30 protein-coding genes and 1 tRNA gene are annotated in these 25,138 nt (G+C 71.3%); 7 read left to right on the top strand and 24 right to left on the bottom strand.

All coding sequences use genetic code 11. The features are described from left to right. Nucleotides 1–71: 71 nt before the first annotated feature. Genes HS048_RS07210 through HS048_RS07200 form a run of 3 tightly spaced genes read left to right on the top strand, consistent with a single transcriptional unit; the run spans nucleotide 72 to nucleotide 2,583 of the window. A complete protein-coding gene (locus tag HS048_RS07210) occupies nucleotides 72–713 on the top strand; it encodes a hypothetical protein (RefSeq protein ID WP_153054162.1) in 642 nt (213 codons plus the stop codon). Beyond that, nucleotides 713–1,423 (top strand): hypothetical protein, encoded by a 711-nt coding sequence (locus HS048_RS07205; protein ID WP_153054161.1) that lies wholly within the window; start codon nucleotides 713–715, stop codon nucleotides 1,421–1,423. Before HS048_RS07210 ends, HS048_RS07205 begins: the two co-directional genes overlap by 1 nt. After that, nucleotides 1,420–2,583 carry a hypothetical protein gene (locus HS048_RS07200; protein WP_196466515.1) on the top strand — a complete coding sequence of 388 codons (1,164 nt, stop codon included), beginning with the start codon at nucleotides 1,420–1,422 and terminating at the stop codon, nucleotides 2,581–2,583. The genes HS048_RS07205 and HS048_RS07200 overlap by 4 nt, the downstream gene beginning before the upstream one ends. Here HS048_RS07200 and HS048_RS07195 read toward each other — a convergent pair. From HS048_RS07195 to HS048_RS07155, 10 genes are all read right to left on the bottom strand, one after another. Beyond that, on the bottom strand, nucleotides 2,573–3,898 hold the full coding sequence (locus HS048_RS07195; protein WP_196466514.1) for a hypothetical protein: 1,326 nt from the start codon (nucleotides 3,896–3,898) through the stop codon (nucleotides 2,573–2,575). The two genes, HS048_RS07200 and HS048_RS07195, sit on opposite strands and share 11 nt — an antisense overlap. A 291-nt stretch (nucleotides 3,899–4,189) precedes the next feature. Beyond that, nucleotides 4,190–4,489: a DUF1416 domain-containing protein gene (locus HS048_RS07190; protein ID WP_068896404.1), complete on the bottom strand. Its 300-nt coding sequence runs from the start codon at nucleotides 4,487–4,489 to the stop codon at nucleotides 4,190–4,192. Beyond that, entirely contained in the window at nucleotides 4,486–5,325 is an 840-nt protein-coding gene (locus HS048_RS07185; RefSeq protein ID WP_068896402.1) for a sulfurtransferase, read from the bottom strand. Before HS048_RS07185 ends, HS048_RS07190 begins: the two co-directional genes overlap by 4 nt. Nucleotides 5,326–5,341: 16 nt before the next feature. Then, nucleotides 5,342–5,740 (bottom strand): DUF4395 domain-containing protein, encoded by a 399-nt coding sequence (locus HS048_RS07180; protein WP_068896399.1) that lies wholly within the window; start codon nucleotides 5,738–5,740, stop codon nucleotides 5,342–5,344. A gap of 61 nt (nucleotides 5,741–5,801) precedes the next feature. Beyond that, the gene (locus HS048_RS39095; protein ID WP_369690507.1) at nucleotides 5,802–5,876 is read right to left on the bottom strand and encodes an Ms5788A family Cys-rich leader peptide; all 75 of its coding nucleotides are present in this window, start codon (nucleotides 5,874–5,876) and stop codon (nucleotides 5,802–5,804) included. A 100-nt stretch (nucleotides 5,877–5,976) separates the two neighbouring features. Next, nucleotides 5,977–6,393 carry a thioredoxin family protein gene (locus HS048_RS07175; RefSeq protein WP_068896397.1) on the bottom strand — a complete coding sequence of 139 codons (417 nt, stop codon included), beginning with the start codon at nucleotides 6,391–6,393 and terminating at the stop codon, nucleotides 5,977–5,979. Nucleotides 6,394–6,594: 201 nt separating this feature from the next. Then, the gene (locus HS048_RS07170) at nucleotides 6,595–7,491 is read right to left on the bottom strand and encodes a zf-HC2 domain-containing protein (protein ID WP_084008183.1); all 897 of its coding nucleotides are present in this window, start codon (nucleotides 7,489–7,491) and stop codon (nucleotides 6,595–6,597) included. Beyond that, complete coding sequence (locus HS048_RS07165) at nucleotides 7,488–8,000, bottom strand: sigma-70 family RNA polymerase sigma factor (RefSeq protein WP_068896393.1); 513 nt, start codon at nucleotides 7,998–8,000, stop codon at nucleotides 7,488–7,490. Before HS048_RS07165 ends, HS048_RS07170 begins: the two co-directional genes overlap by 4 nt. Nucleotides 8,001–8,176: 176 nt before the next feature. Then, a complete protein-coding gene (locus tag HS048_RS07160) occupies nucleotides 8,177–8,857 on the bottom strand; it encodes a DUF2993 domain-containing protein (protein ID WP_068896391.1) in 681 nt (226 codons plus the stop codon). 279 nt (nucleotides 8,858–9,136) lie between these two features. Further along, on the bottom strand, nucleotides 9,137–9,388 hold the full coding sequence (locus tag HS048_RS07155; protein ID WP_068896389.1) for a MoaD/ThiS family protein: 252 nt from the start codon (nucleotides 9,386–9,388) through the stop codon (nucleotides 9,137–9,139). 274 nt (nucleotides 9,389–9,662) lie between these two features. Between HS048_RS07155 and HS048_RS07150 the strand changes: the two genes are divergently transcribed. Continuing rightward, nucleotides 9,663–10,376: a response regulator transcription factor gene (locus HS048_RS07150; protein ID WP_068896708.1), complete on the top strand. Its 714-nt coding sequence runs from the start codon at nucleotides 9,663–9,665 to the stop codon at nucleotides 10,374–10,376. 234 nt (nucleotides 10,377–10,610) lie between these two features. On the opposite strand, the gene HS048_RS07145 is transcribed toward HS048_RS07150, so the two are convergent. Beyond that, nucleotides 10,611–12,404, bottom strand: coding sequence for a bifunctional UDP-sugar hydrolase/5'-nucleotidase (locus HS048_RS07145; protein ID WP_196466513.1), 1,794 nt, complete (start codon nucleotides 12,402–12,404; stop codon nucleotides 10,611–10,613). A 131-nt stretch (nucleotides 12,405–12,535) separates the two neighbouring features. On the opposite strand from HS048_RS07145, the gene mshD reads away from it, so the two are divergent. Beyond that, nucleotides 12,536–13,459: a mycothiol synthase gene (gene mshD, locus HS048_RS07140; RefSeq protein ID WP_196466512.1), complete on the top strand. Its 924-nt coding sequence runs from the start codon at nucleotides 12,536–12,538 to the stop codon at nucleotides 13,457–13,459. 120 nt (nucleotides 13,460–13,579) lie between these two features. On the opposite strand, the gene HS048_RS07135 is transcribed toward mshD, so the two are convergent. Continuing rightward, nucleotides 13,580–14,584, bottom strand: a complete 1,005-nt coding sequence (locus tag HS048_RS07135; RefSeq protein WP_068896383.1) for an inorganic phosphate transporter — start codon at nucleotides 14,582–14,584, stop codon at nucleotides 13,580–13,582. Beyond that, on the bottom strand, nucleotides 14,585–15,202 hold the full coding sequence (locus tag HS048_RS07130) for a DUF47 domain-containing protein (RefSeq protein WP_068896381.1): 618 nt from the start codon (nucleotides 15,200–15,202) through the stop codon (nucleotides 14,585–14,587). It lies immediately after the preceding gene. Nucleotides 15,203–15,475: 273 nt separating this feature from the next. Here HS048_RS07130 and HS048_RS07125 point away from each other — a divergent pair, with 273 nt between their 5' ends. Next, complete coding sequence (locus tag HS048_RS07125; RefSeq protein ID WP_196466511.1) at nucleotides 15,476–16,837, top strand: MFS transporter; 1,362 nt, start codon at nucleotides 15,476–15,478, stop codon at nucleotides 16,835–16,837. On the opposite strand, the gene dcd is transcribed toward HS048_RS07125, so the two are convergent. Then, entirely contained in the window at nucleotides 16,722–17,297 is a 576-nt protein-coding gene (gene dcd, locus HS048_RS07120) for a dCTP deaminase (RefSeq protein ID WP_068896379.1), read from the bottom strand. The two genes, HS048_RS07125 and dcd, sit on opposite strands and share 116 nt — an antisense overlap. A 112-nt stretch (nucleotides 17,298–17,409) precedes the next feature. On the opposite strand from dcd, the gene HS048_RS07115 reads away from it, so the two are divergent. Beyond that, nucleotides 17,410–17,483 (top strand) — tRNA-Gly (locus HS048_RS07115). 90 nt (nucleotides 17,484–17,573) lie between these two features. Here HS048_RS07115 and HS048_RS07110 read toward each other — a convergent pair. The 10 genes from HS048_RS07110 to HS048_RS07065 form a co-directional block, all read right to left on the bottom strand. Further along, on the bottom strand, nucleotides 17,574–18,902 hold the full coding sequence (locus HS048_RS07110) for a site-specific integrase (RefSeq protein ID WP_196466510.1): 1,329 nt from the start codon (nucleotides 18,900–18,902) through the stop codon (nucleotides 17,574–17,576). After that, nucleotides 18,902–19,108 carry a helix-turn-helix domain-containing protein gene (locus HS048_RS07105; RefSeq protein ID WP_196466509.1) on the bottom strand — a complete coding sequence of 69 codons (207 nt, stop codon included), beginning with the start codon at nucleotides 19,106–19,108 and terminating at the stop codon, nucleotides 18,902–18,904. Before HS048_RS07105 ends, HS048_RS07110 begins: the two co-directional genes overlap by 1 nt. A 12-nt stretch (nucleotides 19,109–19,120) precedes the next feature. Further along, complete coding sequence (locus tag HS048_RS07100; protein WP_196466508.1) at nucleotides 19,121–20,782, bottom strand: replication initiator; 1,662 nt, start codon at nucleotides 20,780–20,782, stop codon at nucleotides 19,121–19,123. Next, entirely contained in the window at nucleotides 20,779–20,928 is a 150-nt protein-coding gene (locus HS048_RS07095; protein WP_196466507.1) for a hypothetical protein, read from the bottom strand. Before HS048_RS07095 ends, HS048_RS07100 begins: the two co-directional genes overlap by 4 nt. Next, a complete protein-coding gene (locus tag HS048_RS07090) occupies nucleotides 20,925–22,349 on the bottom strand; it encodes an FtsK/SpoIIIE domain-containing protein (protein WP_196466506.1) in 1,425 nt (474 codons plus the stop codon). Before HS048_RS07090 ends, HS048_RS07095 begins: the two co-directional genes overlap by 4 nt. A gap of 82 nt (nucleotides 22,350–22,431) precedes the next feature. After that, nucleotides 22,432–22,704 (bottom strand): hypothetical protein, encoded by a 273-nt coding sequence (locus HS048_RS07085; RefSeq protein WP_196466505.1) that lies wholly within the window; start codon nucleotides 22,702–22,704, stop codon nucleotides 22,432–22,434. Beyond that, nucleotides 22,704–23,138, bottom strand: a complete 435-nt coding sequence (locus tag HS048_RS07080; protein ID WP_196466504.1) for a plasmid replication, integration and excision activator — start codon at nucleotides 23,136–23,138, stop codon at nucleotides 22,704–22,706. The genes HS048_RS07085 and HS048_RS07080 overlap by 1 nt, the downstream gene beginning before the upstream one ends. A 113-nt stretch (nucleotides 23,139–23,251) precedes the next feature. Next, a complete protein-coding gene (locus tag HS048_RS07075; protein ID WP_196466503.1) occupies nucleotides 23,252–23,707 on the bottom strand; it encodes a hypothetical protein in 456 nt (151 codons plus the stop codon). A gap of 48 nt (nucleotides 23,708–23,755) precedes the next feature. Next, the gene (locus tag HS048_RS07070) at nucleotides 23,756–24,448 is read right to left on the bottom strand and encodes a GntR family transcriptional regulator (protein WP_196466502.1); all 693 of its coding nucleotides are present in this window, start codon (nucleotides 24,446–24,448) and stop codon (nucleotides 23,756–23,758) included. A 303-nt stretch (nucleotides 24,449–24,751) separates the two neighbouring features. Next, nucleotides 24,752–25,042, bottom strand: coding sequence for a hypothetical protein (locus HS048_RS07065; RefSeq protein WP_196466501.1), 291 nt, complete (start codon nucleotides 25,040–25,042; stop codon nucleotides 24,752–24,754). Nucleotides 25,043–25,138: the final 96 nt, after the last annotated feature.

Here is a 25,138-nt window from a genome sequence, read left to right as displayed (position 1 = left end):
CGCTCGTTCATCGTGACATGTGGGATGAATGAGTCGGACGGTACTGAGATCAGCTATTACCATCCATTGTCATGACGTCTCCCCCCGGCGGCGGTACCCGACGGCGACGCCCCATCGCAGTGCCCGTCACCGCCCTGGTCCTCTCCGCCGGCCTGGGGGTCACCGCCGCCCTCGGCGGCTTCGCCGACGCTCCCAAAGAACCTCCCAAGCAGCTCGGCCCCGGCGCCGTCGTGGATCAGAAACAGTTTCTCACCAAGTTCGTGACGTCGCGGACCGTTTACCAGCCGGACGAGTACGGCCCCGGCGGCAGGCGGTTCCTGGAGGTCGAACTCGAGGTCACGAACAAGGGCGAGGAGACCACCGGCACGGGGACGCCGGGCAAGGACGGCTACTTCTTCGCCAAGGGCCTGCTCGCGATGAGCCCGGCGATCGCGCCCGAGGGCGGCCCCATCGTGAACATCGCCGACGAGGGGGTGCCGAGCCGGCAGCTGCACCCGGGCATGGCCTCCACCGTCGTGCTCCGCTACGAGCTGCCCGAGGGGCAGGAGGCTCCGGAGAAGGTGCGCTTCGACGTGGGGACGTTCGAGTTCCTGGAGCAGTTCACGATCGTCACGGGCAGCTGGATCCTGGAGCAGGACGGGGCGGCGGACGACTCCCCGCCGAAGGTCGTGGCGCAGGTCACCCTGCCCGTCGAGCGCGGGGAGGAGGGCTGATGAGCTCCGCGCCTCCCACGAGCCAGACGGGTCAGAGCCAGACGGGCCCGAATCCGGTGGGCCCGGCCGACGCGCCCGGCCCGGCCGACGGCCGTCGCCGCCGGCCCCGGCGGCCGGGCCGGATGCGCCGCGCGGGCGCCCTGCTCACCGGGCTGGCCCTGGCAGCCGCCGCGGTGGCCCTGCAGTCCACCGCCCTGGGCCGCGAGGAGAGCAGCGCCGCGCTGACCTGGACCGGCGGCCTCGGCGAGGAGGTCGTCGCCTCGCGCTTCTCCGCCCGGGTGAAGGGGGTGTACGGCGCGCGCTCGGTGCAGACCACGGACGCGGCCGAGAAGGTGGAGAAGGCCACCACCTCGGGGATCTTCGTCGTCGTCACGCTGGAGGCGACCGCTCATCGGGAGCCGCAGCAGTTCGCGGCCCCGGTGCTGCTGACCGACGACGACAAGCGCTACCAGGCCACCGACAAGGTCGACTCCTCGCTGACCATCGTCAACCCCTACATCCAGCCGGGCTGGTGGACGGAGGGCGTGGCGGTCTTCGAGGTCCCGGTGAATGCGCTGACCGGCGCCCGGATCGTACTCCCGCTGAAGAACGGGTTCATCGGGGAGACCTACCAGCCGGAGGTGGAGGTCGACCTGGGCCTGGACGAGGCGGGCACGCAACGCCTGATCGCCGATGCGAAGGACGTCTACCCCTTGACGAGTAAGCAGTGACCGGCACCCCGGCCCCGGAGAACGCGGGCCTCCCGGACTGGTCCGCTCCCGGGCGGGAGGAGCCGCCCGCCGAGGCCCCCCGGCGGTCTCACGGCCGCCCCTACGGCGGCTCCCACGGTGCGCCCTACGAGGGCGAGCCCTACCGCGGCGCCCCCTGGCCCGCCTCCGGCGCCTGGCCGGCCCCGCCGGAGACCCACCCCGGGCACCCGACCGCCCCGAACCCCGCCTTCAAACACCCGGCCGTCTCGGCGGCGCCCGCCGTCCCGGCACCGCAGTCGGCCGCCTCCGAACCGTCGCCCGCAGGTCTGCCCTGGATGCCCGCCCCCCGGCAGGTCTTCCCCGACGAGCAGGTCTGGCCGCCCGTGCCCCGGCCCGTGCGCGAGTCACCGGGGTCGTCGACCCAGCCCTTCCCCGCGGTCCCCACGCCGCCGCTCCCGCGGCCCGCCTCCGCCCCCTCGCGGGGTGTCCCCGCTCCCGCGACCGGCGCGTCCCCGGTGGCGGCCTCCGGCGCGGCCCCCGCGGTCCCACCGGAGGCCCCAGAGCCGCCGGAGGACACCCCGCCGGCCCCCGGGGCCGCCGCCCCCGCGCCGCGGCGCCGCACGGCGCTGCGGGTCGGCGGGCTGCTCGTCGCGGTCGCCCTGGCCGTCGGGATCCCGACCTGGGAGGGCTACAGCTTCTACCGGACCGGCATCCCCGCCCTGCGGTTCCACCCCGTGGAGCCCGGCGGCAGCGGCACGCTCATGCGCGTGTCCTGGAGGGCCCAGGTCGAGCCGGCGGACAGCCTGCCGGGTCTGGGGAAGGCCAAGCCCGGCCGGAAGTGGCTCAAGATCACTGTTTCCAGGACCTCCCTGGACACCGAGGGGGTGATCCGGCGCGGCGATCCCACGATCAAGGCCGTGCATCCCGACGGCCGCAGCTGGCAGGTCCTGATCTCCGACAACGACCTCCCCCTGGAGGTCAAGGAGCACAAGATCGGCACCGCCTACCGATACAACGCGGTCAGCGTGGTGCCGCAGGAGGTCGCCGACGAGGTCGAGGTCCACGTCATCCCCAGCACGATCCGCGTCCCGCTGGAGGAGGAGAACGTGGATCAGCTGTTCAAGCGCGCCGGCACGGAGAAGACCGAACCCCAGGACCAGGTGCTGCTGTTCAGGCGGTGAGCGCCTGCCCGGCCTCGCGGCTGCGGGTGGCCGCGATGTCGAACGCGGCCGCCAGCAGGCAGGCCGTCAGCACTCCGGCGACCAGGTCCACGGCGAACTCCACCGGACTGCTGAACAGCGTCCAGAAGAAGGGGAAGTCGCTGCCGACCAGCGCCCGGATGCTCCGGTCCGCGTAGTCGGCGCCCACCTGGAGGGCGACGTAGCACAGACAGAACACACCGAACAGCGGAGCGCCGCCGCGGATGGCGAGCCGGAAGGCGTGGACCGGCGGGACCCAGCGGTCCCGGAACCCGATCGTCGCCCCGCTCATGGTCGTGCGGGTCAGGGCGTGCGTCCGCTCCACCCGGTCGGCGACCGTCTCCAGCCGGGTCCCCCGGACGACCGCGCGCGTGTCCTCGGCGAAGGCGCCGTAGACGAGCGCGGCCACGGCCAGCCAGGCGAGCGGCTCGATCAGCGCGTCCACGAGGAGCGGCCAGAGATCACCGACGCCCTCCCAGAACCCCTTCCACCATGGCAGGGTCTTCTCCAGGTCCTCGAACCAGCCCTTGACCGCGGCCACGGCGGCCCGCTCGTCCAGCCAGTCCGCCCGTGACGCGGCGAGGGCGAACAGCGCGTTGAGGCCGTAGAAGGCGAGGCCCAGCTCGAAGAATGCGGTCAGCACGCCGCCGCCGCGCACCCTGCCGTTCATGTGCAGCCAGGCGAACAGCGTCCTGAGGATGTAGGCCGCCACCGCGATCCCGGCGGAGATCCGCATGTCGAGCCCGAGCAGGATCGTGCCGGCCTCACTCTCGATCCCGGCCAACGATCCCTGGAGGTCCTGGTCGATCCGCTTCATGCTGTCCAGGGAGATGAACTCCTGGGCGTCCTCCCGGTGGAAGCTCCACGCCAGGTAGATCGTGGCGAAGAGCAGCGTGGTCCGGTTGAGCGCACCGAACAGACTCTCGTCCGCGCCCTCGTCCTCCGCCCTGCGCACCCGGATCTCACGGAGCGCGCCGCGCACCAAGTGCAGCATGCCGACCATGACGACGAGCTCGTTCAGCACGATCAGCGTGAAGATCAGCGTCGTGACGACGATCCGCACCTGCCGATAGTCGCCGTGCGCCAGCTCGGTGCCCGCCCACATCAGCGCCGCGCGGACCGCCCGCCCGGCGGAGAACCAGAGCACCAGTGAGAGCGCGCAGGCGCCGAAGACCCTGAAGGTGTGCAGGGGCAGCGAGTACGCCGTGAGCCGGGCGGGCGCCCGTCCGGCGGCCTGCGGCGGTGAGGCCGGCGGGGCGGACGGGGACGATGAGGACGCAGCAGACGTTCCGGGCACCCGACGAATCGTAGCGATCCACCGCCCCACACCACAGCCGAACACCGCTCACACCCGACCCCGCCCTGTGCCGGGGAAAGCGACGCCGACCCCGATCGAGGAGGCGGGGCAGGCGACCGCCGGAAAGGCGAAGGACCGGCGTCCCTCACCGAGGAGGGACGCCGGTCCTTCTCACGCGGAGCGGCCTGGACGGCCGCGCGGCTCAGATCGCTGTGCGGTCAGATCTGCGCGGTCAGGTCTGACCACACAGGTCTGACCGTGCAGATCTGCGCGGTCGGACCGCTGTACGGCTCAGACGGCCACGGCCAGCTGGGTGACCTCGCCCAGACGGGCCTGGGCGGGGACGTCCTTGGTGACGCCGCCGCCCGCGATGATGCGGACGGTCCAGTCACCGGGAGCGGCGAAGAAGCGGAAGACGCCCTCCTCCGAGACGACGACCTCGCCGGTGAACTCGCCGGAGTGGTCCAGCAGGCGGGCGTAGGCGGTGCCCGCACCCGTCACGACGCCCTGGATGACGGCCTGGGTCGACAGGTCGATCCCGGCGGGAAGAGCGGCGGTCTGCTCCGGTGCTGCGCAACCCTGGGTGCTCATCGGGCCTCTCCCAACTCGACCGGCACGCCCACGAGCGAGCCGTACTCGGTCCACGATCCGTCGTAGTTCTTGACGTTGGCCTGCTCGAGCAGCTCGTGCAGCACGAACCAGGTGTGCGCCGAGCGCTCGCCGATGCGGCAGTAGGCGATGGTGTCCTTGCTGAAGTCGACGCCGGCGCCCTCGTAGAGGGCCTTGAGCTCCTCGTCGGACTTGAAGGTGCCGTCGTCGTTCGCAGCCTTGGACCACGGGATGCTGCGGGCGGTCGGCACGTGGCCGGCGCGCTGCGCCTGCTCCTGCGGGAGGTGGGCCGGGGCGAGCAGCTTGCCGGTGAACTCGTCGGGCGAGCGCACGTCGACCAGGTTGAGCTTGCCGATCGCGGCGAGCACGTCGTCGCGGAAGGCGCGCAGGTTCTTGTCCTGCTCCTTGGCCTTGTACTGGGTGGCCGCGCGCTGCGGCACCTCGGTGACCAGCTCGCGGGAGTCGAGCTCCCACTTCTTGCGGCCGCCGTCGAGGAGCTTGACGTTCTCGTGGCCGTAGAGCTTGAAGTACCAGTAGGCGTAGGCGGCGAACCAGTTGTTGTTGCCGCCGTAGAGCACCACGGTGTCGTCGTTGGCGATGCCGCGGGCCGACAGCAGCGCCTCGAAGCCCTCGCGGTCCACGAAGTCGCGGCGGACCGGGTCCTGGAGGTCGTCCCTCCAGTCGATCTTCACGGCGCCACGGATGTGGCCCTTGTCGTAGGCGCTGGTGTCCTCGTCGACCTCGACGAGAACGACACCAGGGGTGTCGAGGTTGGCCTCGACCCAGTCGGCGTCCACCAGGGCGGCGGAACGGCTCATTGGGATTCCTCCGGGATTATCTTGCGGCGGGCAGTAGGCGGCGGATGATCAAATACGTCTCGCAGCCGAGGCAGAAGCCGAATGCGGCGTTGAGAAAGGCGGCGAACAGGGCCGCGGCGGTGGCGCCGAGGGCCAGTGGCGCGATCTGCGTTGCGTGTCCGACCAGGGCCGCCAGGGCGAAGGCGAGTCCGACCAACTGCGCGAAGCGCGGCGGCCGGGCGTCCTCCAGGTCCCTGGGAGGGCTCTTCACAATCCCCTTGAAAACCATCCCGTACGGCGAGGCGCCGACGGCACCCAGCGCGAACACCGCGGTCTGGGCCGCCAGCAGCCACACGCTGTCCGTGACGAGGACGAGCGCGAGGACGGCGGCGGTTACGGTCGCGGCGAAGCGAAGGGCTCTGGGATCAGCCTGCATCGTGCGATGCTCCTGAAGGGTCGTGCAGATCGGGTGCGGCCGGGGCCGCTTGGGATCGCCCTCAGGAAACGCGACAGAGCGCGGTGGCGACGCGGCAGAAGTCGACCGCGCGCCGCTTCGTCAGCAGCTCTGTCATGGGGTGCATGGCGATGACATTACCCCGGCGTCCCGCTATCTGTCACATCCCTGTCCAGTTTCTGAGACAGGGTGATCCGGAAGGCGATAAGGTGCTCCGCTCACTCACCGATGGCGAGGCCCAGCGCCCCGATGACGTCGGCCTTCCGTGGCTGGCCCGAGGCACGCTTCACCACATACCCCGACCGGTCGAGGATAAGCACGGTGGGGGTGCGCAGGATGTTCAGGGAACGGACCAGCTCCAGCCGGGACTCCGCGTCGATCTCCACGTGCGCCGTACCGGGCACCATCTCCGCCACCTCGGCGAGGATCCGGCGGGTGGCCCGGCACGGCTGGCAGAAGGCGCTGGAGAACTGCACCAGCGTGGCCCGCTCGCCCAGCTCCGCACCGAGGTCGTCCGGAGTCATCCGCTGCACGTCGCCCCTCACCTCGCGCGGCACGCCGCCGCGCCGCCGCAGCGCCACGCCCGCGAGCGCGGCCGCGGCGAGCGTCACCAGCAGCACCGTCAGACCGGTCATCGGGCACGACAACGCCCGCCCGCCGCGGGCCATTCCCAGTCCGGCGCAGGCCATTCCCAGTCCGGCGCAGGCCATTCCCAGTCCGGCGCAGGCCATTCCCGGTCCGGTCCGGTCCGGCCCGGACCGGGTCGGGTCCGATTCCGGACCGGGCCGGCCTCCGGTCCGGGGCGCGGGAGCCGGTCCGGGGCGCGGGAGCGCGGGTCAGCGGGCCGGGACGACGAGCAGCACCCGGCCGCCGACGGTGGCCAGCTCGAACCTGTCGACGCCGCCCGGCGGGATGGTGACCGAGCCGCGGAAGGGGCCCGACTCCTCGTAGGCGGCCCGGTCGACGGTCCAGCTCCCGGCCGTCTCGCGGTTCCCGGCGGCGTCGACCGCGTCCAGCCGGAACCGGGTGCCCTCGGCGACCCCGGAGACCACCACCTCGACGGCGGTCGCCCCCGCCCCGGGCACGGCGGTCACCCGGGCCCGGACGGCTCCCTTCTTCTCCTCCCTGACCAGCGGCTCCTGCGGGGCGTCCAGCATGATCTGCGGGCCGGCCGACTCGCTGGGCGCGGCCTGCGCGGCCGACTCGCTGGGTGCGGCCCGGACGGCCGCGTCCGGGGAGGGCCCGCGCTCCTTGCGGGAGACGTCGCCGTCGCGCGGGGCGCTCGCCGCGTCCTCGGAGGCGCCCTCCCCGAAGGCGCCGTACTGCGAAGCGCCGGGAGCGGCCGACGGGGCGGAGGCCCCGGAGTCGGGGGCCGAGGCCGCCGACATCTCCGGCGCGGACCGCTCCGCCGCCATCCAGACGGTCCCCCCGACGCCGGCCAGCACGACCGAGGCCGCCACCGCGAGCAGCGTCCGGGCCGTCCGGCGGCGCCGCCTGGTCCGGGCGTCGAGCAGCCGGTCGAGCACCGCGCGCGGCGGGCTGGCGACCTGGACCACGTCCTCCTGGGATACCCTGCCGAGGAATCCGGCGACCCCGGCCAGTTCCTCCGCTTCCGCCCGGCACTCCTCGCACCCGGCGAGATGCGCCTCCACCGCCGCGTGCTCCTCCGGGTCCAGCGCGCCCAGGGCGTGCACCCCGAGCGACATCCGCACCTCGTCGCAGTTCATCGTCATGGCGCGAGCCCCCGCTCCTCCAGCGCCAGCTTGAGCGCGCGCAGCGCGTAGTACGTGCGCGACTTCACCGTCCCGGCGGGGATGCCGAGCGCCTCGGCCGCCTCCTTGACCGACTTCCCCTGGTAGTAGACCTCGGTGAGCACCTCGCGGTGCTCGGGCCGGAGCGCGGCCAGCGCCTCGGCGACCGCCCAGGACTCCACGGCCCGCTCCAGCTCGTCCTCGGCGGGCACCACGGCCAGCGCCTCGTCGCCCGTCTCCGGCGGGCGGGCCCGGCGCGCCCGGTGCTGGTCGAAGACGAGGTTGCGGGCCACCGTGAACAGCCACGCGCGGATCGAGCGCCCGCCGAGCGCGTCGGGATGGCGCCAGGCCCGCAGCAGGGTCTCCTGCACGACGTCCTCCGCTCTCCCCGGGTCGCCCGTCAGTCTCAGCACGTAGCCGTACAGCGGCCCGCCGTGCTCGTCGAAGAGCGCTCTGACGAGCTGCTCGTCGGCGGTTCCGGCGTGGCTCACACCCTCACGACGTACGGCGGGCCGGATCGGTTCAGCCACGGCCGCCCGCCCCGGTCGGCGGCGGCCCGGCACGATCACCCGCCCCGGTCACCGGGGGCGGCCCGGCCGTCACCGGACATCCGCGACGGCGGTGCCGCCGCGGGCGGGGACGGGGGTCGCGGCCCGGCACGGGCCGCTCAGTCCTGCAGCGGGACGTCCGACGCCTCCGCCGTGATCCGCAGCCCTCCGGCCACGGGCGTCACCTCGGTGAACTTCATGCCGAAGGGCAGGTTGCCGATCGGGACCTCGTAGCGGAGGAACCGCTCGGGGTCGGGCACCGTGATGCCGCCGCCCAGGGTGACCTTCTCCGGGATGAGCCGCAGGCCCTTCTCGGTCAGCTCGATCTTCATCCTGGCCTTCGCGGGCACCTTCCGCCCGAGGAAGGTGATCTCTCCGCCGACGTCGAGGCCGGAGGGGGAGACGTCGACCTGCATCCCCTTGGGCGCCCGCTGGTTCAGCGTCGCCTCCGGGACCACCACGGTGCCCACCACGCGCTCGGCGCGCACCTCCACCTGGTCCGCGCGGAGCACCAGGTCGGACAGGGGGGCGGTCACGCCGTACAGGACGGCGTCCACGCCTGACAGCCGGACGCCCGCGGCGTTCAGCGCGCCGACCTTCACCTCGACCTCGTCGTAACGCCCGGCCACGGCCTGGGTCAGGAACGGCACGCCGTGGACGGTCACCTCCGGCGGGGCCGCCAGGTCGTAGCGCGCGGTGGCCCGCGTGGCGATCTCCTTCTCCACCCCGGCGACCGCGACCCTGTCCAGGATCGCGAGGAGAACGAGCAGCAGGATCAGAAAAGCGAGCAGCTTGCGCATCCGACTTCCCGTCGTTCGTTTCCGTGTCCGTTCCCAGATCCGGCCAGATTGCCACCGCGGCGCGTTCCCCGGCAATCTCACCCGAAACGTGAGCCCGGCTCTGCCACGTTTCCGCGGCAGGGCCGTGTCCCCGGCACGCCGACCGGCACCCCCGGACCGTGCCGGCCGTACATCCGAAACACGCCGGGCCGTACTCCGGGACCGTGCCGGCCGTACGCCCGGAGCGCGCCGGGCCGTGCCGGGCCGTACCCGAAGAGCGCCTGCCGCCCGGGCCGCCCGTCAGCCGCCGGCGAAGGGCGGCAGCACCTCGACCGTCGCGTCGTCCGGGAGCACGATCGTCTCGTGCGCCCGGGCGCCCACCGGGTTGCCGTCCACCAGGAAGGACGACCGGCGCACCACGACGGCCAGCGCCTCCCTCCCCGCTGTGACCTTCGCCACCAGCTCCGCCAGGTCCGCGGCCTCGAAGGACTCCTCCGCGACGCCCGCCGCGTCCTTCGCCGCCGCCCAGTAGCGGATCCTGCCCCTGGCCATCCGACGACCACCCCTTCCGGCATACGCTCGGTCAACACCTGATTACGGCGAATCCACCGGGGAAACACGTGTTCATCAGGTGGACGTCCGCTGGACGCCCGACCCTTCTCGGATATCCTCGCCTACTACGGGACCTGGGCGACGTAGCCCCCGGGTCCCTACGTGTTTTCGTACGGCTACCGCCGGCAAGACGCGGGAAGGAGGCGATCGTGGACGAGCCGGCCGAGCGCGCCCCGCACGAGAGCCTGCCAATGAGCCCGGCGAAGGAGTGCACGTGAGCAACCTCCTGCTTCTTACCAATGCCCTGCAGCCGTCGGCCGAGGTGCTTCCGGCCCTGGGTCTGCTGCTGCACTCGGTCCGGGTCGCGCCCGCCGAGGCGTCCGCGCTGCTCGACGCGGCGCCCGCCGACGCCGTGCTGGTGGACGCGCGCCGCGAGCTGGTCCAGGCCAAGAGCCTGTGCCGGCTGCTGCGCACCACCGGCCTCGACTGCCCCCTCCTGGTGATCGTCACCGAGGGCGGCCTGGCCGCGATGACCGCCGAGTGGGGAGCCGACGACGTCATCCTCGACAGCGCCGGGCCCGCCGAGGTCGAGGCCCGCCTCCGGATGGCCGTGGGCCGGATGAACCTGTCCGCCGCCGAGGAGGTCCCGGACGAGATCCGCAGCGGCGACCTCTCGATCGACGAGGCCACCTACACCGCCCGGCTCCGCGGCCGGGCGCTGGACCTGACCTTCAAGGAGTTCGAGCTCCTGAAGTACCTCGCGCAGCACCCCGGCCGGGTCTTCACCCGGGCACAGCTGCTCCAGGAGGTCTGGGGCTACGACTACTTCGGCGGCACCCGGACCGTGGACGTCCACGTCCGGCGGCTGCGCGCCAAGCTCGGCGCCGAGTACGAATCGCTGATCGGAACGGTCCGCAACGTCGGCTACCGGTTCGTCCCCGAGCGCGGCGGCGAGGCCTCCGAGGAGCGCGAGCCGGCCCACCACTGAGCCGGCGGTCCCTGCCGCGGGCCCCCGCCGCCGAGCCGGTCCCTGCCCCGGGCCTCGACCGTTGAGCCGGTCCCTGCCGCGGGCCCCCGCCGCGGAGTCCGCGAGGCCCGCCGTACCACCCCGGCCGCGCCGTACCACCCGTCCCGCACGACCCGGCCGCCGGAGGCGGACGCGGGAAGGGGCCCGCCGGACGGTCCGGCGGGCCCCTTCTCTCGTTCGGGCCGTCGCGCTCCCCTACGGCAGGACCGTGATGTGGTTCGGGGTCGGCGGCGCGATCACCGGGTTCGCCGCGAAGTAGGCGGCGAACGCGTCGATGTCGAGCGGGCCGCTCCACACGTCGGTGCCCTGTGTGAAGGCGGCGAAGGCGTCACCGCCGCCGACGAGGAAGTTGTTGGCGGCGACCCGGATCGTCTGGGCGTCCGTCACGGCGACCCCGTCGATCTTGATGTCGGAGACCTTCGAGCCCCACGCCGCGCTCGCGCTGTAGGAGTAGGTCAGGTTCGACGACGGCTGCAGGATCTTGGTGAAGGCCTGGTTGTTGGGGCCGCCGGGGAACTGCTGCTCCAGGAGCGTCTTGAGCTGGGCGCCGGTGAGGGTGACCACCTGCAGGAGGTTGTTGAACGGCTGGACCGTGAAGGCCTCTCCGTAGGTCACGACGCCGTCGCCCTCGCCCGCGGGGGAGCTCGGGTAGGTGAGGCTCGCCCGGACGCCGCCCGGGTTCATCAGCGCGATCTGGGCGTTGCCGCCGGTCCTCGCGGCGGCCAGCTGGCCGTCGGCGATGAGGTTGCCCAGCGGGGACTCGCCGGAGGGCGCGGCCGTGTTCGTGATGTCCGCGGTGATCTTGCCGATCGGCTTGTTCGCGACCGTGGCGACGCGGTCCTTCCAGGTCTGGACGAACGTGGCGATGTCATCGTCGGGGGTGATGGTCTGGGTCACGACCTGGTTGTCGGCGACCACGGAGGAGCGGACCACGTCACGGGTGCGGACGTCGACCCGGAAGTCGACCTTGGTGATCACCCGGCCGAACGAGCCGCCCTGGCTGTAGAGGCGCTGGTTGCCCTTCGGGTCGGCGACCGTGCACAGGTACGCCTGGTGCGAGTGGCCGCTGAGGATCATGTCGATCTCGGCGTCCACCTGGGTGGCGATGCGGTTGCCCGCGCCGGGCTGGGCGCTGCACGCGTCGGGCGACTGGCCCGCGGTGACCTGGTCGCCCTCGTGCACCAGCACGACCTGCGCCTTGACTCCGACCAGCTTGAGCAGCCTGGAGGCGACGTTCGCGGCCTTGACCTCGTCGACGAACTCCAGGTCCTTGATGCCCTCGGCGGTGACGATGTTCGGGGTGGTCTTGGTGACCAGGCCGATGAAGCCGATCGGCACGCCGTTCATCCAGCGGATGGAGACGGGGGGCAGCGCCGGGACGCCGTACTGCCGCAGCAGGCTGCGGAGCGAGGAGCTGTTCCCGCCGAGGGCGGCGAGCGCGTCCTTCTCGGCGCCGGCGCCGCTCCGCTTGAGGATCACGTTGGCGCCGATGTAGTCGTACGCAGCGCCCTTCCACTCGCCGGCGGGCGAGCAGCCGTCCACCGGGTGGCAGCCGCCCTTCATGATGCGCCGGAGCTCGGCGTAGCCCTCGTCGAACTCGTGGTTGCCCACGGCCGAGGTGGTGACGCCGATCTTGCCGAGGAACTCGACCGACGGCTCGTCGTGGAAGGCCGCGGAGATCAGCGGGGTGGCGCCGATCAGGTCGCCCTGGGCGACCTTCAGCGTGTTCTTGTCGGTGAGCTGCTCCATGTGGGCCGCGATGTAGGCGGCGCCGCCGGCGTAGACCGTGGCGCCGGTCTCGTCGACCATCCGGCCCGAGGACCCGGTCGGGGGCTCCAGGTGGCCGTGGAAGTCGTTGAGGGACAGGAGGCGGACCGGCACCGTCTTGGCGGGCTTGTTGCCCGCCTCGGCCGGTCCCGTCACGAGCACGAGGCCGGCGGAGGCGAGGACGCCGGCCATGGCCAACCGCTGGAAGGAACGGGACATCATGAAACACGACACTAGAGCCGTTATCTATGCATCGAATGTCCGCAAGGTAACGATTCATCTGGCCGGGAGATGGCGTCTTTTGCCAGTCCCGGGCGATCTCGGGGGCCCTGAGGGGTTCTAGAGTCCAGGACATGGACGTGCGTGTGGAACACCGGGAACGACTCGACGGGCGGGAGGTGGCCGCCGTGCTCGCGCTGGTCGTGGCCGCCACGGAGGCCGACGGGGTGAGCCCCCTCAACGAGCACGCGATGCTGCAGCTGCGCCGCGGCGGCGGCGAGCACGCGGAGGCCGCGCTCCTGTACGCCGGAGAGGACCTCGCGGGCTACGCGCACGTGGACCTGTCGGACCCCGCCGAGGGCCCGAGCGCCGAGCTGGTGGTCCATCCGGCCTTCCGGCGGCGGGGCCACGGCAGCAGCCTGTTCCGGTTCGTACAGGACCGGGACCGGAACAGGAAGGCGGTCCGGGTCTGGGCTCACGGCGGCCACCCGGGGGCCGAGGCGCTGGCGAGGTCGCTGGGCCTGGTGAAGGTCCGGTCGCTGTGGCAGATGCGGCGCCCGCTCTCCGGCCCGCACGCGGCCCCCCTCCCCGGTTTCACGCTCCCCGACGGCGTACGGCTGCGCACCTTCGACCCGGCGTCCGACGGCGAGGCCTGGGTGGCGCTGAACGCCCTGGCGTTCGCCCACCACCCGGAGCAGGGTTCCTGGACGCTGGACGACCTGAGGCTGCGCGAGCAGGAGCCGTGGTTCGACCCGGCGGGCTTCTTCCTCGCGGTGCGCGGCGAGCGGCTGGCCGGCTTCCACTGGACGAAGGTGCACGACACCGGCGGCGGGCGGGGCGACGAGCCGATCGGCGAGGTCTACGTGGTCGGGGTGGACCCGGCCGAGCAGGGCGCCGGGCTGGGCCGGTCGCTGACCCTGGCGGGCCTGGAGCACCTGCGCTCGCGCGGCCTGGCCGAGGTGCTGCTCTACGTCGACGAGGACAACGCCTGGGCGGTCCGCCTCTACCAGGGGCTGGGCTTCACCCGCTGGGACACCGACGTGATGTACCGGAGGTGACCGGCCGCGGAGTGGGCCCGGGAAACGGAGGGGTCGCAGGAAGCGGAGCGGGCCCGGCATGAGAAGGCGCCGGCCGCCCGGGGTCTCCCCCGGGCGGCCGGCGCCCCGCTCACCGGACGGCTACTCGACCATCCAGTGCAGCGCGTAGTACGACAGCGCGGCCACCAGCGCGGCGGCCGGGATCGTGAGGATCCAGGCGGTCACGATGTTGCCCGCCACGCCCCAGCGCACGGCCGACAGGCGCTTGGTCGCGCCCACGCCCATGATGGCGCTGGTGATGGTGTGGGTGGTGGAGATCGGCGCGCCGAAGCCGATCGCCGCGCCGTACAGGACGGTCGAGGCGGCCGCCTCGGCCGCGAACCCCTGCGGGGGGTCCAGGGCGATGATCCGGCGGCCCAGGGTGCGCATGATCCGCCAGCCGCCCGCGTAGGTGCCCAGCGAGATCGCCGTGGCGGCGGCCAGGATGACCCACTGCGGGATCGGGTCGTTCTCCTGGACGTGGCCGCCGACCACGAGCGCCAGGAAGATCACACCCATGGTCTTCTGCGCGTCCTGCAGGCCGTGGCCCAGGGCCATGGCCGCCGCCGAGAGCGTCTGGGCGTGCCGGAAGCCGCGGTTGGCCCTGCCCGGGTGGGCCCGCCGGAAGGCCCACAGGATCCCGATCATGATGGCGCCGGCCAGCGTGAAGCCGACCAGCGGGGAGAGGATCATCGGGATGACGACCTTCTCCACCACGCCGTCCCAGTGGATGACGCTGGTCGAGGCGAGCGCCGAACCGATCAGTCCGCCGATCAGCGCGTGGCTGCTGGAGGAGGGCAACCCGAAGTACCAGGTGACCATGTTCCAGGTGATCGCGCCGATCAGCCCGGCGCACACGATCACCAGGCCGTGCGACCCCTGGGGGGCGTCGATGATGCCCTTGCCGACGGTCGACGCCACCTGGGTGCCGAGGTGGGCGCCCAGGAAGTTCATCGCCGCGGCCATGAACAGTGCGGCCCTCGGGGTCAGCGCGCGGGTCGAGACCGAGGTCGCGATCGCGTTCGCGGCGTCGTGGAAGCCGTTGGTGTAGTCGAAGATCAGCGCCACGACCACCACCCCGATGACCAGGGCGAGCGAGAGGTCCACTTAGCTTTCCTTGACCGCGATCGACTCGATCGTGTTCGCCACGTGCTCGAAGGCGTCGGCGGCGCCCTCCAGCTGGTCGATGACTTCCTTCATCTTCATGACGGTGAGCGCGTCGTACTCACCGCTGAAGAGCTTGGCCAGCAGGCGGCGGTAGACCTGGTCGGCCTGGTTCTCCAGGCGGTTGACCTCGATCCAGTACTCGTTCAGGTTGCGCATCGAGCGCAGCCGCGGCATGGCCTCGGCGGTCAGCTCGGCGGCGCGCTCCAGGACCTCGACCTGCCCGACGACCTCCTTGGGAAGGTGGTCGATCTGGTAGAGGACGATGAGGTCCGCGGCGGCCTCCATGAAGTCCATCACGTCGTCCAGGTTGGCTGCGAGACGGTAGATGTCCTCGCGGTCGAAGGGCGTGATGAAGCTCTCGTTGAGGCGGTTCATGATCGCGTGGGTGCGCTCGTCACCCGCGTGCTCACACGCGCGCATCTTCTCGGCCAGGGCCTCCCTGTCCGATCCTTCACTAATGATCTCTACCAGCAGCCGGGACGCTGTGACGAGGTTGTTCGCCGAGTCGGCGAACAAGTCGTAGTAGCTGTCCTCACTAGGTGTGAGACGCAGGCGCACGTCGATCTCCAGATGTGCGGGGATGGTCCGCAGAGAAGAGTAAGGGTTACCAGCGGAAATGCGAACTTCACCCGCTAGAGGCCCACTCTTCTCCCTGTCGCTACCCCCTGTATGCGCAGCGACACGCGGATCGGTGAGCTTTGGCGGCATCTTTCCGCCGACCGTTTTGCTGGTCTTTGACCATCTTATGGCGAATACTGATAGCACATGGGGGCCCGCGACGTATGGCGAGAGCGCCCGTTTCGTCTGCTCTGGTGGAGTCTGACCGCTTCGGTGGCCTCGGACCACGTCTTCCCCATCGCCGTGGTGACCGCGCTCCTCGCCGGCGACCCGGACGGCTCGGCCGTCGGAGTGGTGCTCGCCGGGCGCCTGGTGGCCCTGGTGGCCTTCGCCGTCTTCGGCGGCGTCTGGGCCGACCGGCTGCCCCGCAAGTCCGTGATGGCGGTCTCCCAGTGCGTCCTGCTGCTGATCGTCGCCGCCGTGGCCCTCTGGCCCTCCCCCGCGCCCGCCGTGCTCGGCGCCGCCGTCTTCCTCGCCGGCGGCACCGAGGCCTTCTTCCGCCCCGCCTTCCAGGCCTGCCTCGCCTCCGTGCTCCCGACGGGCCTGCACCGCACCGGCGTCGGCCTGACCAGCGCGTCCTGGCGGATCGGCGCCGTCACCGGTTCCGTCGTCGGCGCCCTGACGGTCACCGTCCTGGGCCCGCGGGCGGCGCTCTGGTTCGCGGTGGCGGGCTTCGCGGCCAGCGCCCTGCTGCTCCGCCGGGTCCACGAACCCCCCGCCGCCCACGGGCTCCGGCTCCCGGTCTCCGTCGAGATCCGTGAAGGCGTCGCCGAGGTCTCCCGCCGCCCCTGGATGGCCGTCGTGATCTCCGTCACGGCACTGCACCAGACCTTCATCGTGGCCCCCGCCCAGGTGCTGCTCCCGGTCACCACCGCGTCGCCGTACCGGTCCCCGCTGGACGGGATGTACGGCCTCACCCTGGCGGCGCTCTCGCTCGGCGGCCTGATCGGCGCGGTCGCCGCCATGCGCCTGTCGCCCCGGCGCCCCGGCCTCGTCGCCATGGCCGGGCTCCTGCCGTACGGCCTCGTGCCCCTGGCCCTGATGGAGCCGATCGTGCCGGGCTGGGTGTTCGCCTGCTACCTGCTGGCCGGGATCGGCCTGGAGATCTCCGCCATCGAGTGGATCATCGGCATGCTGCGCACCGTCCGGTCCGACCGGCAGGCCCGCGTGGCGTCCCTGGAGTGGATGGCGGCGCTGAGCATGAGCCCGTTCGGTCTGGCGCTGGCGGTGCCGCTCTCGGAGTCGCTGGGCCCCGACCTCTTCCTGACCGCCAGCGCCGCCACCGCCCTCCTGCCGCTCCTCGCCCTGCTCGTCCCGGGGCTGCCCCTCTTCGACGGCGAGCGCGGCTCCGGCGGAGGCCGGTGCGGCCCCGGTGGCGGATCCCGGCGGGCGGTCGGGTCCGCCGGGGACGGTGAACCCGCCCCCGGCGGCGGGCCCGCTCCGGACGGCGAGGCCGGTGTCAGATCCGGGTCCGGTGGAAGTTCAGGTGGGAGCGGCTCGGAGTCGGGCCCCGCTGGCCCTGGTAGCGGGAACCGTACTTCTCGGAACCGTAGGGATGCATCGCCGGCGAGCTGAGCCGGAACATGCACAACTGGCCGATCTTCATCCCCGGCCAGAGCTTGATCGGCAGCGTCGCGACGTTGGACAGCTCCAGCGTCACGTGCCCGCTGAACCCCGGGTCGATGAAACCGGCCGTGGAGTGCGTGAGCAGGCCGAGCCTGCCCAGGGAACTCTTTCCCTCCAGCCGGGAGGCGATGTCGTCCGGCAGGGTGATGACCTCGTAGGTGCTGGCCAGGACGAACTCCCCCGGGTGCAGGATGAACGGTTCGTCCCCCTCGGGCTCGACCATGCGGGTCAGGTCGGACTGCTCCGCCGCGGGGTCGATGTGCGGGTAGCGGTGGTTCTCGAAGACCCTGAAGTAGCGGTCCAGCCGCACGTCGACGCTGGACGGCTGGACCATCTCCGGCTGGAAGGGATCGAGTCCGACCCGTCCGGACTCGATCTCGGCGAGGATGTCACGATCGGAAAGCAGCACGTGAGGCAACCTACCAACGCTCGCCCGGTCCGGATAAGCCGAGAAACTCGGGCCCGTGGAGGGTCCAGAGTGGCCGGAGTTTCCGCTACAGTGGTTGGCGCGGCACGCCGCTGCGGGTGTAGTTCAATGGCAGAACATCAGCTTCCCAAGCTGACAGCGCGGGTTCGATTCCCGTCACCCGCTCCACACACCGAGGCCCAGGTCAGGGAGAGAATCCCGACCCGAGCCTTGATCGTTTCTGGAGCTCTTTGATCTTCTCGGGCCATTGGCGGGCCATTAACCCGCCGGGACCAGCGCACCGGTCGGGCCGTCCTCGTCGTCATCGCGCCGGGTGATCTGGCGATCGATCGCATCGGTGATCGTCCGATCGGCACCCCTTACGGCGTGCTGATAGATCATCGCGGCCCGCACGTTGTCGTGACCCATCCGGGCCATCAGGTCCTTGAGCCCCGCGCCCGACTCGGCGGCGAGCATGTTGCCCGTGTGACGCAGATCATGGAGGTGCAGGCCGGGCAGGCCCATTTCCCGGACCACCTCCACCCAGCGTGTGCGGGTGTTGAAGCCGCTGCGGCGGAGCGGGCCGCCCTTGGCGCCGGGGAAGATGAGCGCGCCGGGGTCGGCCTGAACGTAGGTGTCCAGGTGTTCGCGGAGCGCCGGGACGATCCCCTGCGGGATGCCGACGACGCGCCGCCCGGCCTTGGACTTGGGCGGGCCGAGGACCAGCTCCCCCGTGGAGCGTTCGACGTAGGCCGCCCGGACCCGCACCGTCCCCGCGTCGAGGTCGAGGTCACTGCGGCGCAGCGCGCTCACCTCGCCCCAGCGCAGACTGGCGAAGGTGGCCAGAAGCACCAGGGCGCGGAAGCGCCGGTCATGGGTGCAGTCGGCCCGGCCGTCCATGCCCATCTTCCACAGCACCCGCTCGGCGGCGGCGCGGTTGCCGAAGACCTCGGGGTGGGTGCGCATCTCGCCGTGCCGCTGGAAGCGGAGCCGGTAGGCGTTCTCCTTGAGCTTGCGCACGTTGCCGACCGGTCGGCGGCCCACGAGATCGGCCAGCTCGAAGACCTGGGCCACGGTCAGGACCGGGCGTTCCTGGGCGTGCTCGTCGCCGGCCCCGCGGATCCGGCACGGGTTACGCGCGATGATGTGGTCCTCTTCGGCCGCCGTCATCAGTACGGCCCGCAGCAGGCGGTACGCCTTGGCCGCCACCGAGACCGAGACGCCGTTGCCGAGGAGGTCGGCCCGCCACTGCCGGATCATCGCGGTGGAGAGCTTCCCGATGGCCGCGTTGCCGAGATGCGGGGCGATGTGCTTCTTGAGGAGCCAGCGGTAGAGGTCGACCGTGCGAGGCCGGAGGCCGGGCCGCTGGGAGATCCACGTCTCGGCGTAGTCCTTGAGCTTGACCTTGCCGCGCTCCGGGTCGGTCCACTCACCCCTGATGATCTGCGCCTCGATCAGCGACAGTGCCCGTTCGGCGTCGCTCTTGCGTTCGTACGTCTCGGTGCCGCTGCGCATCTGCCCGTCCGGGCCGGGGTACCGGATCTGGTAGCGACCGGACTCACGCTTGCGGATGTTGCCGAAACGTCGGCGACCGTCTCTGTTGGCCATCAGGCAGCCCTCTCGGTGACGTCGGAAGCCGCCAGGGGTTCGACCGTCCCGGCGGCAATGAAGGCGAGCAGGGCCGATTCCCGGATGCGGACGTGTCGGCCGATCTTCACGAACTCGATCCGGCGTTCCGCGATCAGTCGGCGGACGAAACGCTCGGAGGTGTGGAGCAGTGCGGCGGCCTCATGGGCCTTGAGAAGTTCGTCCAATGGGTTCTCCCGTCAGGCGGCCAGTGGAGTTGCCGAAAGATCTTGCTGTCCCGTCGCTCTCGCCTCCGCCTGCTGCATGGCCCTGCGCCACCGCTGGCGTTCGGAGATCTGTCTGAGCAGGCGGCGGGCACGGGGCAGCAGATCGGGGTCACCGGCCACGACCGGCCGCCAGGCGTAGCGGTCGGCGGGCTGGTCGTCGGTGAGGCCGAGCGCTTCCATCACCCAGGCCCGCCGGTCGGCCTTGTGCTCGCGGAGGGTCTTGCCGGACCACTTGCGGGAGACCAGGACCCGGCGGCCCGCGTAGCCGAGGTGTTCGGGCTTGTGGGCCTTGGACCGGCAGGCACCGGGCCGCATGCCCGCCTTGGCGTTCTTGGGCTGCACGCCGTACCGGAGCCAGTTCGGGCAGGTCGGCGCGCACGGCTCGTAGCGCAGCACGTCGGCCAGGCGCTGCACGTGGCGCCGCTGGGCGTCGGTCTCCGGAGTGTGACACTCGCCGACCGACTTGGTCAGGTACTTGCCGAGGTAGCGGATGCACTGGTCGGCGTCCGGAGTTCCGGCGAGCACGCCCTGAACGTCCACCTGGACGCCGAAGCGCAGCACGTGGAACGGCTCCGCGTCCTCGTCGGCGTCGAGCCGGTCGAGGGCCTGGTCCCAGGTGGGCAGCAGCTCCCCCGTCACCGGGTCGAGGTAGTCGCCGGCCTGCCGGTCCGGGTACGGCTCCGCGCGCTCGGGCCGGTCCACCCAGACGGGCAGGTGGTCGCCCTCGAAGACGACCGTCCCGACGGAAGGCCACCACACCTGGTGGTAGGTCGCGGCGGCGATGGCCTTGACCTCCCTGCGCGGCAGGGTGCCCCGGACCGCCATGTGCAGGTGCGGGGCGAGCCGCCGCTGTGGTTCGACGGAGGAGAAGTACTGCACGTCATAGCCCGCCACGCGCCGGAGGTTCTGCACGAACCGGTCGACGAGCTTGGAGAAGTGCAGCGCGTCGCGGGCCGCCCGGACGTAGTCGTAGGTGTCCGGGTCGACGGGGGTGCCGTCCTGCCGGACCCGGCCGTAGCCGGGCAGGGTGAGCGTGACGAACAGCGACGGCCGGTAGGTCTTCCCGTCCGGAGCCGTGAAGGTCTGCCCCACGGTCCGCGCCTCACGGGTCCGCCTGGGCAGGTCGGGGGCGTCCTGCCGCCGCCGGGTCGAGCGGGTGCGCTTGGGCCTGTCGTCGGGCAGGACCTCACCGCGGACCCCGGCCGCTCTGATCTGGGCGTCCAGGTCGGAGATGACCGCGTCGAGGGCAGCGGTGGAGTCGTCGGCCTCTTCCGCCCGGTCCCGCGCCATCTGGAGATCCGCCCGCTGTTCGACGAGCCGCCGCTGTTCCTCGTCGGGATCGCTCTTGACGACGACCGGTTCATGGTCGAGGTGCCACCCCTCCCGGCACTGGGCCATGCGGAGCTGCCGGTTCCGCTTGGCGCAGGCCGGGCACTTGCCCTCCAGGGTCGCGCCGCACGGCACGTCGAGGATCTCGGCCCTGCCGGTCGCCAGGTCGATCCGCTTGAGCGGCACGGGCCGGATGCAGACACCGTTCTGTACGGCCACCGCCTCCAGGACCTCCAGGGCGGAGGGCAGGACGGTCTTCACCAGCCGGGCCGAGGACTCCGGGAGCGTGGTCTGCGCTTCGGTCATTCGCCCTCTCCGATCTCCGGGAAGGCGAGCGCCCGCTGTCCGCACTCCTGGCACTCGACCAGGCCCCGGACGGGGTCGAGCCAGAGCGCGTTGAGGGTGCCGCAGATCGAGCAGCGCAGGTTGTCGAGGAAGTGGGCCAGGGTCACGCGGCCTCACCCCTGACGAAGTCGCGGGCCATGGCGCGGATGTCGGCGTCGGAGACGTAGGCCGCGCGGACCCGGATCGGGTCGGGACTGGTTTCGAGCCGGACGAACCCGACGCCCGCGCCCTGCTCCGGGATCGGCGAGATGTGATCGGCCAGCGCGCCCCGGTCGCGGGCACCGTCGCCGAGGACCATGTCCACCTGTTCGGACTCGTCGAGCCGGAGCGCGATCTTGTCGGGGAAGAGGTTGCGGATGTTCATGACCTCCTTGCGCGGGTCCTGGAGAGCCGCCAGGACGCCGACGCCGACTGCCCGGCCCTGCGTGGTCAGGGTGGCGAGCGCGGCCGTGATGCGCTGCCGTAGTCCCTTGTCCGACTGGTAGGCGGTGAGGAACGCGACCTCGTCGACGATCACCAGGATGAACGGGTCGTCGACGGTCGGAACGTGGTTGCGCTGGACCCCGGCGAACCGGCTCGCCCGCTCCTGCATGACTGAGACCGCCTCGTCGAGCAGGTCGGCGCACTCCTTGGGAGAGGCCGCGTACCGGTCGCCGAAGACGGCCCGGCCGTAGGACAGCTCCATGAGCTTCGGGTCCAGCGCCCACAGCTCCACCAGCCCGGCCCGGACGGCGGGGAGGAGCCCGCGGACCGCCGACCAGATGACGGAGCCCTTGCCCGCCCCCGTGGCCCCGGCGACCAGGACGTGAGTCCCGTGGACCTTGAGCCGCCACGGCTGCCCGTTCTCCTGCTGGCCGACCTCCACCGGGCCGACTGACGGCGTCTCGGCGATGGGGACGGCCGGGAGCGGTACGGCCAGCGGATCGCACCGGGGGAAGGTGAGCAGCAACCGGCCGGCGCGGGCCACGGTGACCCGGCAGGAGACCGCTCCGAAGCCGTGCGCGAGGTGTTCGGTCCGGTCGGCCCAGTCCTTGACGGCCTGCCCGCTGAGCATCTTCACCGTGACCACGTCGGCCCACGAGGTGCAGGTGACCTTGAGCAGGCGGGGCAGACAGTCGCGGCCCCGGAGGTGACGGCCGAGCCCGGAGATCATCATCACCGGTTGCCAGTGCCGCCGGTAGACCCAGACCAGCCGCCACCAGGCGAGCAGCCGCCAGCCGATCCAGGCGTTGAAGGTCGGCCGGTCGAACAGCGCCCAGGGGACGAGGACGGAGAGGGGGACCGTGACCGCGACCAGGGCGACGCGCCAGCCGTACAGCCAGCCGAGGACGGCGGGGACGGTGAGCACGGCCAGGGCGATCGGGTGACGCCAGGTGAGCCGGACGAGGCCGACCAGAAGCCGCCAGGCGAAGATGACGATGGTGATGATGGCCGGGGTCTGGACGACGGCCGGGCGGAAGACGACGGCGGTGTCAGGGGTGGTGGAGACGAGGGTAGGGGCCTCGTCGCCGGGCAGTTTCTTGAACATTAGACTTCAGCTCTCTCTTGAATCGCATCTGGGGAGACCAGGGGCCGCCGGAAGGACCAGTTCCAGCGGCCCCGTTTCCATGTCAGGCCGCGATGCCCTTGCCGTCGGGCATGCCGTGGAAGGAGCGTTCGACCGAGCGGGCGAACGTCTGGGCCTCACGGGCGAGCTGGCGGGCGAACTCGACGTCAGCGGCGGTCACCCGGTCGCTGGCGGTGGTGGTGACCAGGACCGAGACGGCCCCGAAGTCGAGCGCCAGGACCGGTGTGCGGGCCGGGTAGGGGTGGCTGGTCGCGCGAGCGCCCCGGCCGGTGTTGAGGTTGATGATGCTGACGCGGTGGTTCCTACGACGGGTCATCAGGCGGCGTCCTTCGCGGTGGTGGCGGTGGCGGTGGCGGGCTTGGCGGGAGCGGTACCGGTGCGCGGGGCGCGCATCTCGCGGACCTTGATCGAGTAGGCGAGGCGTCCGGTGCCGTTGACGTACGGGGTGACGGTGACGTGGTCGAACTCGACCGGGGTGAAGGGCAGGCCCGGCATGGGAGCCGGGGGCACGGGCTGGACCGGGGCGAGGATCTTGACGGCGACGGTCTTCTGTCCGGGCTTGACGGCCGGGTCGGCGTCCATGACCGCGACCTGCCACACCAGCTCTCCGGTGGACTTGTCGCGGGCCTGGACGAACCGGCCGTTGGTCGAGGCGTCGAAGTCCTTGACCGCCTCGACCTCCCCGACGACGTAGCAGCCGTGCGGGAAGACCTGGGCGAAGGTGACGGGGATGGGGCCTTGCAGAGCCATGACGATTTCCTCCTGTCGAGTGATAGTCACTTAACCTATCAACTGATCTGAGAGTACGGCAGCTCGACTTGGTAGGTCAAGTGCCTAGGCGGGAAAGATGGAGCTCCAGACAGTCACTTGTCGGAGCACTCCGCATCAGTCCATGTGGCGGTCAGGTCCTTGCACGTCAAGACGATGGTGCCAGGTATCAGAGCGATCTCGTGGCTACAGCCGTCCGGGTGCGGAAGGATCTCGTCCAGGACCAGAACAGACCCCATGACCGCGTTCGCCGACACGGTGGATTCGTAGTGAGTCACACCGCTATAGCGGATCGTCAGGTCCTCCTCATGCTTCCAGCAGTTGTGCCGGAAGCCGAGTTCCATGAGGCCCCCGTCCTCGTCGAAGGCGATCCGTTCGAGAGCGAGATCTTTGACGCATCGCTGGCCATAGAAGTCGTAGTGGGCCGGGTCGGCAGCGAATGCACGAGCACCCGGCGGCAGCTTGGAGGCCAGCTCGGGGAGCACCTCCAGGTATGGCCTGGGGTCCAGCACATTGCCGACAGGACTGGTGCCGACCTTCACATACTCCATGATCCAGAGTGTTGCATTCGACGGCGCTCAAGGGCAGTGGGGAACGAGTCAGGTGATCGGGTAGGCGTCTTCCAGTTCATGCCGGTCGGCCGGAAGCAAGACCTCCGCCACGGCCAGCGCCGTACCCGAGGCGTCCCGGACCGCGCCGTAGACGGCCAGCAGCGGCGTGTTCTTCGGCATGCCGAGTCGCTTGGCCTCGTCGGTCGTGGGCATGCGGGCGGTGATCTGCTCCACCACGTGGTCGAAGCGCACGCCCTTGCGGGACTGGAGGTGTTCGCGGAGGCCCTGGGCCAGCGGTTCGGCACTGGTCAGGTCGGTGCCCTGGGACAGCTCGACCGGCAGCCACAGCGAGACCATCTCGGTCGGCTCACCGTCCCGGCTGACGAGTCGCCGGCGCAGGAACGCCTTGCTCTTCGCGGCGAGGCCGAGCAGGGAGGCGATGCGGTTGGGGGCGGTGATCGCCGCCGCCTCGATGATCTCGCCCTGCGACGCGCTCTCCGGAGCGATCAGGTACGCCTGTCCGGGCCGGGGCTGTTCGGCCGAGGCGAGGGCGGGGCGTCCGCGCACGAAACGGCCCTTGCCCTGCTGGGAGTCGATCCAGCCCTGTTCTCGCAGCATACGCAGGGCGGCGACCACGGTGGGCCGGGAGACGCCGAACTCCTGGATGAACTGGTTCTCGCTCGGGAGGAGCGAGCCGGGAGGATAGGTTCCCGCCTCGATCCGCCGTTGGAGCGTCTGCACGAGCTGTGCATACTTCGGCGGTACGGACTCAAGCGACATCATGACCATCCTGCACCCGACAGGTTGTTTTACCAAGTTTGAGCGTATCCCCACCCGGCCGTCCTGTCACCCCGGACCGGGAGAAGGGCGACCGACATGAGGAAGCCCCGGCAGGCAGCAGAGACGGGGGAAGCACGCACAGGGGGTGGGCTTGTGCGGCGAATGCTCTACTGCCTGCCGGGGAGCGGAGACACGACGGGGCAGGGGTGACGCTCATCGAGCACCCTCCATGCCGATGGGCTCGCTGCCCCGCCGTGCCCGTCTTCAGCGGCCGACGTACTCGGCCAGGACCTGGGCGGCCCCGTTCGGATCCCTCACCGGGTGGCGCTTCTCGGCGGACTGCCAGGAGTAGTAGGCCCCGCCGTACCCGACGAAGACCCACACCGGAAGGCCCGGCTCGGGGCGGTGGACCATGAGTGCGCTGTCGTTGTCGCGCAGTTCGGCGCGGACCTTGAGCTTCAGCAGCTCGTCGCGCAGGCGCATGAGGGCACGCGCGTCGTGCAGGTTGCGTTGGTGGTCGACGAAGGCCGCGGTGGCCTGCATGATCGGGTTCATCTGGCGTTCCCTTCGGCCCGGCCGCTTGCGAGGCAGTCGAGACATTCCTGTTCTCCGTACGTCTCGTGATCTGCGCTGCTCTCGCCGAGGAGAAGG

Origin of the sequence: Planomonospora sp. ID91781, assembly GCF_015711595.1 — a bacterium.
Lineage (GTDB): Bacteria > Actinomycetota > Actinomycetes > Streptosporangiales > Streptosporangiaceae > Planomonospora > Planomonospora parontospora.
This window is presented reverse-complemented; position numbering and strand designations above follow the sequence as displayed.

What these genes read in the sequence shown, in the direction of transcription:
- HS048_RS07080 (WP_196466504.1), bottom strand. Translation starts at nt 23,138, where the DNA reads ATGGCTCTGCAAGGCCCCATCCCCGTCACCTTCGCCCAGGTCTTCCCG.
- HS048_RS07180 (WP_068896399.1), bottom strand. Translation starts at nt 5,740, where the DNA reads ATGCAGGCTGATCCCAGAGCCCTTCGCTTCGCCGCGACCGTAACCGCC.
- HS048_RS07155 (WP_068896389.1), bottom strand. Translation starts at nt 9,388, where the DNA reads ATGGCCAGGGGCAGGATCCGCTACTGGGCGGCGGCGAAGGACGCGGCG.
- HS048_RS07090 (WP_196466506.1), bottom strand. Translation starts at nt 22,349, where the DNA reads ATGTTCAAGAAACTGCCCGGCGACGAGGCCCCTACCCTCGTCTCCACC.
- HS048_RS07185 (WP_068896402.1), bottom strand. Translation starts at nt 5,325, where the DNA reads ATGAGCCGTTCCGCCGCCCTGGTGGACGCCGACTGGGTCGAGGCCAAC.
- HS048_RS07175 (WP_068896397.1), bottom strand. Translation starts at nt 6,393, where the DNA reads ATGACCGGTCTGACGGTGCTGCTGGTGACGCTCGCCGCGGCCGCGCTC.
- HS048_RS07210 (WP_153054162.1), top strand. Translation starts at nt 72, where the DNA reads ATGACGTCTCCCCCCGGCGGCGGTACCCGACGGCGACGCCCCATCGCA.
- HS048_RS07110 (WP_196466510.1), bottom strand. Translation starts at nt 18,902, where the DNA reads ATGGCCAACAGAGACGGTCGCCGACGTTTCGGCAACATCCGCAAGCGT.
- HS048_RS07190 (WP_068896404.1), bottom strand. Translation starts at nt 4,489, where the DNA reads ATGAGCACCCAGGGTTGCGCAGCACCGGAGCAGACCGCCGCTCTTCCC.
- HS048_RS07085 (WP_196466505.1), bottom strand. Translation starts at nt 22,704, where the DNA reads ATGACCCGTCGTAGGAACCACCGCGTCAGCATCATCAACCTCAACACC.
- HS048_RS07065 (WP_196466501.1), bottom strand. Translation starts at nt 25,042, where the DNA reads ATGAACCCGATCATGCAGGCCACCGCGGCCTTCGTCGACCACCAACGC.
- HS048_RS07205 (WP_153054161.1), top strand. Translation starts at nt 713, where the DNA reads ATGAGCTCCGCGCCTCCCACGAGCCAGACGGGTCAGAGCCAGACGGGC.
- HS048_RS07075 (WP_196466503.1), bottom strand. Translation starts at nt 23,707, where the DNA reads ATGGAGTATGTGAAGGTCGGCACCAGTCCTGTCGGCAATGTGCTGGAC.
- mshD (WP_196466512.1), top strand. Translation starts at nt 12,536, where the DNA reads ATGGACGTGCGTGTGGAACACCGGGAACGACTCGACGGGCGGGAGGTG.
- HS048_RS07100 (WP_196466508.1), bottom strand. Translation starts at nt 20,782, where the DNA reads ATGACCGAAGCGCAGACCACGCTCCCGGAGTCCTCGGCCCGGCTGGTG.
- HS048_RS07145 (WP_196466513.1), bottom strand. Translation starts at nt 12,404, where the DNA reads ATGATGTCCCGTTCCTTCCAGCGGTTGGCCATGGCCGGCGTCCTCGCC.
- HS048_RS07160 (WP_068896391.1), bottom strand. Translation starts at nt 8,857, where the DNA reads ATGCGCAAGCTGCTCGCTTTTCTGATCCTGCTGCTCGTTCTCCTCGCG.
- HS048_RS07170 (WP_084008183.1), bottom strand. Translation starts at nt 7,491, where the DNA reads ATGACGATGAACTGCGACGAGGTGCGGATGTCGCTCGGGGTGCACGCC.